At 61.0% G+C, this 12,470-nt stretch carries 12 protein-coding genes; 8 read left to right on the plus strand and 4 right to left on the minus strand.

Annotated elements, in window-relative coordinates:
- Positions 1-65 precede the first annotated feature (65 nt).
- Both R3C13_RS09340 and purL read left to right on the plus strand, forming a co-directional pair.
- Positions 66-1,085 (plus strand): adenosine deaminase, encoded by a 1,020-nt coding sequence (locus R3C13_RS09340; protein ID WP_371310551.1) that lies wholly within the window; start codon positions 66-68, stop codon positions 1,083-1,085.
- A gap of 56 nt (positions 1,086-1,141) precedes the next feature.
- A complete protein-coding gene (gene purL, locus R3C13_RS09345) occupies positions 1,142-3,415 on the plus strand; it encodes a phosphoribosylformylglycinamidine synthase subunit PurL (RefSeq protein WP_371310552.1) in 2,274 nt (757 codons plus the stop codon).
- Positions 3,416-3,424: 9 nt separating this feature from the next.
- Here the strand turns inward: purL and R3C13_RS09350 are convergent, their stop codons facing one another.
- Positions 3,425-3,928 (minus strand): DUF1993 family protein, encoded by a 504-nt coding sequence (locus tag R3C13_RS09350; RefSeq protein ID WP_371310553.1) that lies wholly within the window; start codon positions 3,926-3,928, stop codon positions 3,425-3,427.
- 9 nt (positions 3,929-3,937) lie between these two features.
- The gene (locus tag R3C13_RS09355) at positions 3,938-4,963 is read right to left on the minus strand and encodes a M28 family peptidase (RefSeq protein ID WP_371310554.1); all 1,026 of its coding nucleotides are present in this window, start codon (positions 4,961-4,963) and stop codon (positions 3,938-3,940) included.
- 137 nt (positions 4,964-5,100) lie between these two features.
- Here R3C13_RS09355 and R3C13_RS09360 point away from each other — a divergent pair, with 137 nt between their 5' ends.
- Both R3C13_RS09360 and R3C13_RS09365 read left to right on the plus strand, forming a co-directional pair.
- Complete coding sequence (locus tag R3C13_RS09360) at positions 5,101-5,331, plus strand: BolA/IbaG family iron-sulfur metabolism protein (protein ID WP_371310555.1); 231 nt, start codon at positions 5,101-5,103, stop codon at positions 5,329-5,331.
- 78 nt (positions 5,332-5,409) lie between these two features.
- Positions 5,410-7,257 (plus strand): M2 family metallopeptidase, encoded by a 1,848-nt coding sequence (locus tag R3C13_RS09365; protein WP_371310556.1) that lies wholly within the window; start codon positions 5,410-5,412, stop codon positions 7,255-7,257.
- Between the two features lie 84 nt (positions 7,258-7,341).
- Here R3C13_RS09365 and R3C13_RS09370 read toward each other — a convergent pair whose 3' ends face one another.
- Positions 7,342-7,941 carry a hypothetical protein gene (locus tag R3C13_RS09370; protein WP_371310557.1) on the minus strand — a complete coding sequence of 200 codons (600 nt, stop codon included), beginning with the start codon at positions 7,939-7,941 and terminating at the stop codon, positions 7,342-7,344.
- 158 nt (positions 7,942-8,099) lie between these two features.
- Here R3C13_RS09370 and grxD point away from each other — a divergent pair, with 158 nt between their 5' ends.
- The 4 genes from grxD to R3C13_RS09390 all read left to right on the plus strand — a co-directional run bounded on the left by grxD (position 8,100) and on the right by R3C13_RS09390 (position 11,595).
- Complete coding sequence (gene grxD / locus R3C13_RS09375; RefSeq protein ID WP_371310558.1) at positions 8,100-8,438, plus strand: Grx4 family monothiol glutaredoxin; 339 nt, start codon at positions 8,100-8,102, stop codon at positions 8,436-8,438.
- Positions 8,439-8,551: 113 nt separating this feature from the next.
- Entirely contained in the window at positions 8,552-9,901 is a 1,350-nt protein-coding gene (rimO, locus tag R3C13_RS09380) for a 30S ribosomal protein S12 methylthiotransferase RimO (protein WP_371310559.1), read from the plus strand.
- A gap of 106 nt (positions 9,902-10,007) precedes the next feature.
- Positions 10,008-10,940, plus strand: coding sequence for a GIN domain-containing protein (locus R3C13_RS09385; RefSeq protein ID WP_371310560.1), 933 nt, complete (start codon positions 10,008-10,010; stop codon positions 10,938-10,940).
- A gap of 16 nt (positions 10,941-10,956) precedes the next feature.
- A complete protein-coding gene (locus R3C13_RS09390; protein ID WP_371310561.1) occupies positions 10,957-11,595 on the plus strand; it encodes a GIN domain-containing protein in 639 nt (212 codons plus the stop codon).
- Here R3C13_RS09390 and R3C13_RS09395 read toward each other — a convergent pair.
- Positions 11,592-12,419 carry a PPK2 family polyphosphate kinase gene (locus R3C13_RS09395; protein WP_371310562.1) on the minus strand — a complete coding sequence of 276 codons (828 nt, stop codon included), beginning with the start codon at positions 12,417-12,419 and terminating at the stop codon, positions 11,592-11,594. The two genes, R3C13_RS09390 and R3C13_RS09395, sit on opposite strands and share 4 nt — an antisense overlap.
- Positions 12,420-12,470: the final 51 nt, after the last annotated feature.

Here is a 12,470-nt window from a genome sequence, read left to right on the forward strand (position 1 = left end):
TCCTTGACAATCGGGCCGGGTCAGCAACGGTAAGCGCGACCGTTTGAGCTGATGGAGCGCCTCCCATGTCCGCACATGCCGACCTGATCGCCCGCCTTCCCAAGGCAGAGCTGCACCTCCACATCGAAGGCAGTTTCGAGCCGGAAATGATGCTGGCCCTCGCCGAGCGCAACCGGATCGACATTCCCTTCAAGACGCTCGAAGACGCCAGGGCTGCCTACGATTTCTCGAACCTGCAGGAATTCCTGGATCTCTACTATCAGGGCATGAATGTGCTGCGCACCGAGCAGGACTTCCATGACCTGACCTGGGCCTATCTGACGCGCGCCAAGGCCGACAATGTGCGCCATGTCGAGATGTTCTACGATCCACAGGCGCATACCGAGCGGGGCGTGGCCTTCGGCACGGTGACGGATGGTATTCTTGCGGCGCTGGAGCGTGGGCAAAGGGAGCTGGGGATAACTTCGAAGCTGATCATGAGCTTCCTGCGGCACCTGAGCGAGGAAGACGGGTTTGCCCTGTTGGAAGAGTCGAAGCCGTGGCACGACAAGTTCGTCGGCGTCGGCCTCGATAGCTCCGAAGTGGGGCACCCTCCCCTGAAGTTTGCGCGCCTGTTCGAGGAATGCCGCAGGCTGGGCTTCAAGCTGTGCATGCATGCCGGCGAGGAAGGACCGCCGGAATATGTGCGCGAGGCGCTGCTGGACATCGCGGTGGACCGGATCGACCACGGAAACCGCTCAATGGAAGACCCGGCGCTGATCGAAGTGTTGCGTGAGACCCAGATACCGTTGACCAATTGTCCCCTTTCGAACCTCTCCTTGTGCGTCATCGATGACCTGAAGAAGAGCCCGGTGAAGGCCCAGCTGGACGAGGGCCTGCTCGTGACGGTGAATTCGGACGATCCGGCCTATTTCGGCGGTTATGTGGGGAAGAATTACACAGCTATTGCTGAAGCCTTGGACCTCGACGGTGACGATGTGGTGCAGCTTGCCCGCAACAGCTTTACGGCGAGCTTCCTGACCGATGCTGAAAAGGCCCGGCACCTCGCCGAGATTGACGGTGTCCTTCAGCACCTGCGGATGTGAGCCCCCACGGGAACAAGCCACTGGCGACTCGGCGGTTTTGCCGCTAAAGGCGCGCCATGACTGACACGACCGCGATCCTCGCCCACCTTCAGGCCGAACAGGACGAGGCTGCCGGCCTCGAACATGGCATCAAGCAAGACGAATGGGAGCGGCTGGTCAGCCGCCTCGGGCGCAACCCGAATCTTGTCGAACTCGGCATCTATTCGGTGATGTGGTCGGAGCACTGCTCCTACAAATCCTCACGCCGTCACCTGTCGAAATTCCCGACCAAAGGCACCCGCGTGATCCAGGGGCCGGGCGAGAATGCCGGCGTGATCGACATTGGCGACGGACAGGCAGCCATCTTCAAGATGGAGAGCCACAACCACCCCTCATATATCGAACCCTATCAGGGCGCGGCGACGGGCGTGGGCGGCATCCTGCGCGACGTGTTCACGATGGGCGCGCGGCCCGTGGCGCTGGTGAATGCCCTGCGCTTCGGTGATCCGAGCCATCCGAAGACACGGAGCCTCGTGGCGGGTGTTGTCGCGGGCATCGGCGGCTACGGCAATTGCGTCGGTGTGCCGACTGTGGCGGGCGAAACGCAGTTCGACGAAGGCTATAATGGCAACATCCTCGTCAATGCGATGGCCGTCGGCCTCGCCGACCAGGACAAGATTTTCTATGCGCGCGGCGCAACGCCGGGGAACCCGATTTTCTATGTCGGCTCCAAGACGGGCCGCGACGGCATCCACGGCGCCACCATGGCGTCAGCCGAATTCTCCGAAGGCGACGAAGAGAAGCGCCCGACCGTGCAGGTCGGCGATCCGTTCACGGAGAAGCTACTGATCGAGGCCTGCCTCGAACTGATGGCGACGGATGCCATTCAGGCGATCCAGGACATGGGCGCGGCAGGCCTCACCTCCTCCTCCGTCGAAATGGCGGACAAGGGCGGCGTCGGCATCCTGATGGACCTCGACAAGGTGCCCCAGCGCGAAACCGGCATGACCGCCTATGAGATCATGCTGTCGGAAAGCCAGGAGCGGATGCTCATGGTGCTGAACCCCGGCAAGGAAGCGCTGGCAAAGGCGATCTTCGACAAGTACGACCTCGATGCCGAAGTGATCGGCGAGACCACCGATACCGGACATCTCGTGCTGACGCAGTTCGGCGAAGTGGTGTGCGACATCCCGGTTGCCCCGCTCGGCGAGGATGCCCCTAACTATGACCGCCCCTGGAACGAGCCGCCGAAACGTGCGCCGTTCGATGTTTCGAAATATCCGGCGCCGGATGATCTTGGCGCCGTAATGCTGAAGCTGATGTCCTCGCCGGACATGGCATCCAAGCGCTGGGTCTGGGAACAGTATGACCGGCACGTGATGGGTGACACGGTGGACTCCTCGCAGTCTGGCGGCGACGCGGCGATCGTGCGCGTGCATGGCACGAACAAGGCGCTGGCCATCTGTTCGGACTGCAATCCTCACTATGTGGCGGCAGATCCCTATGAAGGCGGCAAGGCAGTCGTGGCGGAAGCCTATCGCAACCTCTCCGCTGTCGGCGCACTGCCGGTTGCGATCACGGACAACCTCAATTTCGGCAATCCGGAAAAGCCGAACACGATGGGCTATATCGTCAAGGCGATCGAAGGCATGGCGGAAGCCTGCCGGGTGCTCGACTTCCCTGTCGTCTCGGGGAACGTGTCGCTCTACAACGAGACAGACGGCGTTGCCATTCCGCCGACGCCGGTTGTCGGCGGCGTGGGGCTGATCGAAGACCTCTCGAAGACGTCGAAGCTCAAGGGCATGCGCGACGGTGATGTGCTCGTCTTTGTCGGCGATACGGCCGGCGAACTCGGTGCAAGCCTTTATGCGCGCCAGTGGCTGGGCTTGAAGGGTGCCGATCTTGGCGCACCGCCGCGGGTCGACCTCGAAAAGGAAAAGGACCACTCGGAATTCGTCCGTGATCTGATTGCCGAGGGCCTGGTGCATGCCTCCCATGACGTGAGTGAAGGCGGTGTGGCATGCGCCGCAGCCGAGCTCGCGCTGTCGAGCGGGATGGGTGTGACGCTGTCGGTGGAAGATATCAGCCCGGCTGAGGGCGGCTTTGCCGACCTCTTCTGCGAGGCGCAGGCACGCTATGTACTGGCGGTCGATCCGGCCGCCCTTCCCCGGATCGTGGAGCTGGGCAATTCAGCCGGCATCAATGCCGGATGGTGCGGCAAGGCCGGCGGCGACAGTCTCGTCTTTATCCAGGAGCCGAGCGACGGGCGCGAGCTGATGAGCCTGCCGCTCGCAAGGCTGCGTGAGGCGCATGAAGGCTGGCTGCCGGGCTATATGAATGCGGTGAACTGAGCCCTCGGCTCAGGGCACGAGGAAATCCCGCTTTCCCAGCGCAACGCCCTGCGACCGCATGAGGCCGTAAGCAATCGTGGCGTGGAAATGCAGGTTCGGCAGGATGAAGCCTGAAAGGTACTGACGCCCTTCCATGGGCATCGTCGCCTGTCCGATCGGGATCTGCAGGGTCACGCGTTCGTTTGCGTCAATCGCCGCATCGGACACGTCTGCAACATAGGCCAGCGTCTTGTCACAGCGCGCGATAAGTTCGGCTGTGGTCGTTTCCGTGTCAGGGAAGCTCGGCATGTCGAGCCCCGCCAGACGGGCTGCACCACGCGCAACCGTATCGCAGGCAATCTGAACCTGGCGGGTCAGTGGCAGCATGTCCGGGTAGAGCCGTGCTGACAGGAAGACGGCTTCCTCAACGCTCGTTGCGGCTGCGTGCGCGGCCAGCTTTGCGAGAATGCTTTTCAGGACGCCGATTGTTTGCGTGGTGGAAGACTTAAGGATGAAGGAAACCGTGTCGCTCATGGTCGTCTTTCAGGGCTGGGCCGCGGGAGCTGCGGCAGGTGTCATGTCGAGTGAGTCGAGTTCGGCGTCAGCCTCTTTCACGGCCAGCACCAAAGTCTCGACCGATCTGACGAAGAAATCCTGGGGGATCTTGTCGAAATCATCGGTCGGTTTGTGATAGTCGGGATGGTCTTCCACGCCGAAATACAGGAACGGGATTCCTGCCTCATGGAAGGCGGCGTGGTCTGACTGCAGGGTCCAGTCGTCATGGCCAAGATCCGGCGAGTCGTGGCCCGTCAGGAGCGTCACACGGGCGTTTGCCTCAATCTCAGCGACCAGAGGCACAAGGCCCGGCGAGTGCCCGGCGCCGGCGACGTAGAGTTCGTCCACGTGGGAGCGGCTGACCATGTCGAAATTGATGTTCAGGGCGACGCGCGAAAGATCGAGCGCACCCGAGCGGACGAGGTAGCGGCTGCCGAGGAAGCCGATTTCCTCCCCATCGACCAGGGCGAAGAGAAGGTCATGTTCGGGTGGATGATGCGCGAAATAATCCGCCACAGCGGTCAGTGCTACCGCACCGGAGGCGTTGTCGTCCGCGCCGTTGTAAATCTCGCCATCTTTCACGCCGAGATGGTCGTAATGCGCGGTGACCACGATCATCCTCCCCTCGCCTGGCGTGGCACCTTCGACCAGTCCGAGAAGATTTGCGCCTTCCGTCGGGAAGCCGGACGGCGCATCAGCCGGGGGAATGGCCGAGAAGGACTGTTCGTAGGAATTGCCGACAACGGGTTTCAGGCCCGACTCTTCAAACCGCTTGTGGAGGAAGCCGCGCGCCGCTTCCCCGCCCGGCGTACCCATGCCGCGGCCCTGAAGGGAGTCATCGGCGAGCGTCTGGGTCAAGTGCAGGAGGAGCCCGGCATCGATGACATCGCTGTGCACGGCCGGGCCCTGTCCGGTTTCGTCGCCGGCTCGTCCAATCGAAAGAAGCAGCCAGCCAAGCGCCAACGCCACCACAGCCATGACACCGGTCAGCAGGATGATTTGTCTGCGGGGCATATGCGTCTCCGGATTCCTGTCCGGTCCTTGATAGTCCGGTTTCCGACCCGCGCAATGGGCGGTCCTGCGCTCAGCTGGCGACTTGACCTTGCCAGACCCAGCGTCCACGTCTCAGCCGGAATGAACGGAGACCCAGTATGGCAATGCCGCGCGAAACCCTGATGGCCTATCTCGAAGAGGCGTTTCCGGATGCTGAAATCACGCTGACGGATCTCGCAGGAGATAACGACCACTGGCAGGCAGAGATTGTGAGCGCGCAGTTCGCCGGCCTGACGCGGGTGCGCCAGCACCAGATGGTCTATGAAGCGCTGAAAGGCACGATGGGCGGCGAACTGCACGCCCTGGCCCTCAAGACGCGCGCACCCTGAGGTGCAGTCGGCCTGATTGACCTTGGCGCCGCATCGCGGTCTTCTCCGGCCCATATCGGAGCCAAGGAGCCGACCACAATGTCCAGACTTATCATGACCGCCAGTGCGCTTGCGCTGAGCGTTGCGCTTTCGTCCTGCACCGCAAAACCTGCGGCGGACGAGAAGGCCGCTGTCGAGGCAGCCGCCGTCGACCATTCAGCAGAAATCGCTGAAGCCACAGCGTTCGTCGAACGTGCGGAAAACGAACTCGCCGCAATGAACAAGGAAGCCGCACAGGCCTACTGGAACCAGGAAACCAACATTACCGACGAGACCGATGCCATCGCCGCCGAAGCGGGCGCGAAGGCGACGAAACTGGCGGTCGACCTCGCCAATGAGTCCAAGCGCTTCAATGTCGACGTCCTGCCCTATGACGCTGCGCGCAAAATCCGCATCCTGCGCAGTTCGATCACCATTCCTGCACCGTCCCGCGAAGGCGCCGCCGAGGAGCTCTCGACGATCACGACGGGCCTCAGCTCGACCTATGGCAAGGGCAAGTTCGAGTACAAGGGCCAGATGATCAATCTCGACGAGGCGTCGACCATTATCGAGACGTCGCGTGACCCGGCCGAACTGAAAGCCGTCTGGGAAGGCTGGCGGACTGTCTCCCCTGCCATGAAGGATGATTATGCCCGCATGGTGAGCCTCGCCAATGAAGGCGCGCAGGAGCTTGGCTATTCCAGCCTCGACCGGATGTGGCTGTCGAACTACGACATGCCGCCGGAAGAGATGGAGAAGGAAGTCCAGCGCCTGTGGGGCCAGGTGGAGCCGCTCTACCAGGAACTGCACTGCTACACGCGCTGGAAGCTGAACGCTGCCTATGGTGACGAGGTGCAGCCCAAGACCGGGCCGATCCGTGCTGACCTGCTCGGCAATATGTGGGCGCAGCAATGGTCGTCGATCTATGACATCGTGAAGCCCGACACGCCGAGCCCCAGCTATGATCTCACCGAACGCCTGAACGAGCGCGGCTATACGCCTGTGAAAATGGTGGAAACGGGCGAAGCCTTCTTCACATCGCTGGGCTTTGCGCCGCTTCCGGAGACGTTCTGGGAGCGCTCGATGATCACCCGGCCGGAAGGTAAGGAAGTCGTCTGCCACGCGTCTGCATGGGATCTCGACGATGCGGACGATGTGCGCATCAAGATGTGCACCGAAATCAATTCGGAGGACTTCTACACCGTCCACCATGAGCTCGGTCACAATTTCTACCAGCGCGCCTACAAGGACCAGCCTTTCCTTTACAAGAACGGCGCCCATGACGGCTTCCATGAAGCCATCGGCGATTTCATCGGCCTGTCGATCACGCCGGAATACCTGGAGCAGATCGGACTGATCACAGCCGACGAGAAGCCGGGGCCCGATGCTGACACGGCCCTCCTGATGCAGACGGCGCTCGACAAGATCGCCTTCCTGCCGTTTGCCATCACGGTGGATGGCTGGCGCTGGGACGTGCTCAACGGCAAGACAACGCCGGAAGATTACAACGAGGCCTGGTGGGCCCTGCGCCTGAAGAACCAGGGTATCGTGCCGCCAGCTCCCCGCCCCGCCGATGCGTTCGATCCGGGTGCGAAGTATCACATCCCCGGAAACACGCCCTACCTGCGCTACTTCCTGTCCTATGTGATGCAGTTCCAGTTCCACAAGGCAGCGTGTGAGCAGGCCGGATGGGACGGGCCGCTGCACCGCTGCTCGATCTATGACAACAAGGAAGTGGGTGAGCGTTTCAACGAAATGCTTGAAGCCGGCATGTCGCAGCCCTGGCCGGACACGCTGGAGAAATTCACCGGCACCCGCGAAATGGATGGCAGCGCGATCATCGAATACTTCGATCCGCTGATGACCTATCTGAAGGAGCAGAACGAAGGCCAGACTTGCGGCTGGTAAGCCCGCCGGATCCGACCTTCACCTGAATACAGCCGCCCCGGAAAGACATTTTCCGGGGCGGCTTGGCTTTTGCGGGGTGAGCCTTCAGAACTTGTAAGAGACGCCGAGCTGGACCATGGGCTGAACGTCGTAGACCCGCTCGGCACGGCCCTGTGTAAGCGTATCGGACGAAAAGGCACGGGCATCGCGGTTGCCGTAAAAGGCTGCCCCGGCAAGCAGTTTCATGTCCCACTGCCCGTTGGCGTCGAACGACCGGGACATGGTCCCGCCGACAAACGGCACGACTTCCTGAAACCCCACGCGGCTCTCGGGCGTGCCATAGGTTTCCGCGGGGAATGCGACAGTGCCGAGGCTCACATCACGGCTCTGCGGCATGCCCAGCCCTACCGTCTTCCCCCCATTATAGGTGCCGCCGCTGACATAAAAGGCGTTGCCGAAAGGGCGCAAAGCATCGAGCAGGTTACGTTTTGCAGGCGCGGATGCTGGAATGTGGTCGAGTTCGAGATCTGTTTGTTTCGCTACAGGCACGGTGGGCCGGGCAAGGATCAGGACATCGCTTGATTGCGGCAGCGGTGCAAGCACCGGAACGTCTTCCGAAATGGCAATGGTCCGGGTTTCCTCGGCGCTTGCTGACAAAAGGCCGCCCAGCATCAGACCAACAATTACTACTGCAGGCGTCCTCATGGGCATTCCCTCCAGTCTCCGATTGAGCTGAACGGTGCCCTGACGAGGTAAACACAAACTGAACCCCGAGAAACTTTTAATGCCGGTGCGCGCATACCGCCCCTTGACCTGACCGAAGGTGTCCTCCCATCTCTCCAGAGCAATACGGAGACACCGCCATGACCGACCAGGCAACGATCGACGCCATCGACAACGCCGTCAAAACCAATGACGTCGTCCTCTTCATGAAGGGAACGCCGACCTTCCCGCAGTGCGGTTTCTCGTCTGTTGTGGTTCAGGTGCTGGATTATCTCGGCGTCGAATACGTTTCCAACAACGTGCTTGAGAACATGGCAATCCGTGAAGGCATCAAGGCCTATTCCAGCTGGCCGACCATCCCTCAGCTCTATGTAAAGGGCGAATTCGTCGGCGGCTGTGACATCGTCAAGGAAATGTTCGAAAGCGGTGAACTGCGCGATTTCCTGAAGGAAAAAGGCATCGAACTGGCGGACGCCTGACTTCAAACCTGAAGAATCCGGGATGCTGGTGCACCGCAGCAGCGCATTTCTGTTCAGCGCACTCTGAAACCTGCCGCTTTCCTGCGTGACATTTTCAAGATAGCAGAGCCGGCATGACCAGCCAGACCGGCCCTGCCCCTATTCGTCCTCGTGCCCCGAAAGTGGGAATCGTTTCTCTCGGCTGTCCGAAAGCCCTCGTGGATTCCGAACGGATCATCACGCGGCTGAGGGCCGAAGGCTATCAGATCGCACCCGACTATTCCGGCGCGGACCTCGTGCTGGTGAATACATGCGGCTTCCTCGACTCTGCGCGCGATGAGAGCCTGGAAGCGATCGGTGAAGCGATCGAGGCGAACGGACGGGTCATCGTCACCGGCTGTCTTGGCGCCGAGCCGGACGTGATCGAAAAGGCCCATCCGAAGGTGCTGGCGGTGACGGGCCCGCACCAGTACGAGGCGGTGATGGACGCAGTGCACACGCATCTGACGCCGCCGCACAATCCGCATCTCGATCTTGTGCCGGAAGCGGGCCTGCGGCTGACGCCCCGCCACTACGCCTATCTGAAGATTTCCGAAGGCTGCAATAACCGGTGCAGCTTCTGCATCATTCCAAAGCTTCGCGGCGATCTCGTCTCACGGCCCATCCATCACGTACTGACGGAAGCGGAAAAGCTGGTTGCGGCGGGCGTGAAAGAGCTTCTGGTCATCAGCCAGGATACGTCCGCCTACGGCCTTGATGTGAAGTACCAGCCGGAAGTCTGGCGCGGGACGGAATATGAGACTCGCTTCCTGGATCTCGCCAAGGGGCTGGGCAGCCTCGGCGTATGGACGCGCATGCACTATGTCTATCCTTACCCACATGTCGACGCGGTGATTCCGCTGATGGCGGAAGGCCTGATTACCCCCTATCTCGACATTCCCTTCCAGCACGCTTCGGCAAATGTTCTCAAAGCGATGAAGCGGCCGGCGAAACAGGACCGCGTATTGGAGCGTATCCAGCAGTGGCGCCGCGATGTGCCGGACCTTGCGATCCGCTCGACTTTCATCGTAGGCTTTCCTGGCGAGACTGAGGAAGACTTTGAGATCCTGCTCGATTTCATCCGTGAAGCGAAGATCGATCGGGCCGGGTGCTTCCGCTATGAGAATGTCGCGCATGCCGACAGCCGGACCCTGCCGGATCATGTTCCGGAAGAGGTCAAGGAAGATCGCTGGCACCGCTTCATGCAGGTGCAGGCCGAAGTCTCGGCCGCGCGCGCCGAGGCGCAGGTGGGGACCGTTCAGGATGTGATCATCGACGGACCGTCGGACGAGGCAGGCCTTCTGATCGCGCGGACCCGTGCTGATGCGCCGGAAGTGGATGCGGTCGTCTATCTCGACTCAGCCGGAGACCGGAAGCCGGGCGACATCATCCCCGCCCGGATCCACGGCGCTGACGACTACGACCTGTACGCCAGCCCGGCATAAGGGAAAAAATCCAGTTTCATCAGAAACTTGCACTTATTGAAAAACAATATGTTGACTTATCGTATTTCGATAACCCATAGTGCCGCCAATCCCAAGGAGGCACTCCATGATCCGAACCGCAACCTGTCTGGCCGCTTTTGCAGCCCTCACTGTCCCGGCCGCTTTCGCTGAAAGCAGGACGTTCGATGCCAAGGCATTTGAAGCCATCGAAGCCCAGGCGGCGGTCGATGTCATCTATGAACGCGCCGCGTCGCCGTCGATTGTCGTCGAGCAGGCAGAAGGCGATTTCAGCGATATCTATATCGAATTCGAGGGCGACGCGCTGGTGGTGTCCCGCAACAGCGTCCGCAACAAGAAAGGATGGTTCAAGGGAACCTCCATCAACATGAATGACGGCCGCAAGACCGTCAAAGTCAACGGCAAGAAGGTTCCCTACTACGTCGTCCGCGTTTCCGGCCCTGAACTCAAGTCCGCGCAGGCGAGCAGCTCGGCAAGCCTTACGGCGGCCGACATTGTCGCCGGAGAGTTTGCCGGCAAGGCCTCGTCCAGCGGCACGCTGACAGTGAGCGGCACGTCGACGTCCGCAAAGCTGGCTGCGTCTTCGAGCGGGGATGTTCTTGCCAGCGATCTGGTCGCCGAAGCACTGACGATCGATGCGTCATCGAGCGGCGATCTCGAAGCCCGCGTCATCGGCGCCGGTCGGGTATCGATTGACGCTTCATCCAGTTCCGATGTGACGCTGGTTTCTGAGGCTGCTGCTGATTTCGTCATCGATGCCTCGTCCAGCGCAGATGTGGAACTGTCCGGCGCCTGCAATTCACTGGTCGTTTCCGCGTCTTCCAGCGCGGACGTTTCCGCGGGCAGCCTTTCCTGTATCAGCGTCGAAGCGTCGGGCAGCAGCGGCGCCGACATTGATGCACGGGCCTCAGACAGTGTCCGGGCATCCGCAAGCAGCGGTTCGGACATCGTGGTCCGCGGCGGCCCGGCAAGCCGTGACGTTTCGGAATCCAGCGGCGGCGACGTCGACATCATCAGCTAACGGACAGGATCCAGCCATGACCCCACGTCTTCTCATCATTCCGGCGGCCGCTGCACTTGCGTTCGCGCTTTCGGCATCTGCCGGAGAAACCCAGACCTACAGCTTCAGTGGCTTCAGTGAACTTGATGTCGCGGCAGGCATAGAGGTCGAATATTCGCCGTCGTCCGACTATTCCGTCGTTGCAGACTTTCAGAAAGGCGGCCCGGAGGATCTGAAGATCAATCAGTCCGGCGAGCGCCTGTCGATATCGCGAAAGACGAAAGCCGGGTGGGGTGACCGCCTTCGCGTGAAGGTACGTGTCAGCGGCCCGGCCCTGAATGCGATCGAGGCGAGCTCGGGATCATCTGTCGATGCTACTGGCGTCAATGCTGATGCTTTCGCGCTGAAAGTGTCGAGCGGCGCATCGGTTGACGTCGCCGGCACCTGCAAAAACCTTGTGATCAAGGCAAGCTCAGGCGGCAGCGCCGGTGCCCGCGAACTCAAATGCCAGAATGTAACCGCGGCTGCGTCCAGCGGCGGTTCGGCGGACGCTTTTGCGAGCCAGTCTGCGACGAGCAAGACATCCAGCGGCGGAAGTGTCGACATCTGGGGCTCGCCCAGCGTGCGGAACGCCAACAAATCGATCAGCGGTGGCAGCACCAGCTACAACGACTAGCCGATGTCGTAGTCGGCCGGATTCAGCTTTGGATCCGGCCACTTGAGCTTCATGTCCTCAAGCGTGCCCCTGACCAGCCGCGCGATCATCGCGTTGCGCCGCGTGCGGCTGTCGGCCGGAATGATGTACCAGGGCGCATGGCGCGTCGAACAGCGCTGAACCGCCGTTTCGTATGCCGCCATGAACTCGGGCCATCTTTTTCGGTCGTCGAGGTCCGACGGATTGAACTTCCAGAGCTTGTGCGCTTCGACCAGGCGCTCACCCAGGCGCGCCCCCTGCTCTTCATAACCGATGTGGAGCATGCATTTCACAATCGAGACGCCATTCTCGATCAGGTGCTTTTCGAAGTCGTTGATCTGATCGTAGCGTTGTTCGATGTCTTCGGGACTGGCGAAGTTCCTGACTTTTGCCACCAGCACGTCCTCATAATGGGACCGGTCAAAGATGCCGACATTCCCTTTCCTCGGAACAGCGTTGTGGACGCGCCAGAGGTAATCCCGCGCCAGTTCGTTGGTGCTGGGCGCTTTAAAGGCCTTCACCTCCATGCCAAGCGGCGTGGTGTTGGCAAACACGGATTTGATCGTGCCGGATTTGCCTGATGTGTCCATGCCCTGAAGGATCACGAGGACGGAGCGCTTCCCCTCCGCATACATGATGTCCTTCAGCTCGTTGATGACGGCCGCGTCCTTCTTGAGACTGGTTTCTGCGATCGACTTGTCCTCGAACAGCGACCGGTCAGCGGTGTTGCGCTTGCTGAGTTCAAAGGGCTTTCCGGGCGCAGCAACAAGATGCTTTCGGACCGAAGAAATGCTGGGAATGTCCATGCGCAGGCAAACTCCATAAGAAAAGGCCGCACCAGTCTGGCGCGGCCTTTC

It is taken from the genome of Hyphomonas sp. (genome assembly GCF_041398385.1).
In the GTDB taxonomy this organism is placed as follows: domain Bacteria; phylum Pseudomonadota; class Alphaproteobacteria; order Caulobacterales; family Hyphomonadaceae; genus Hyphomonas.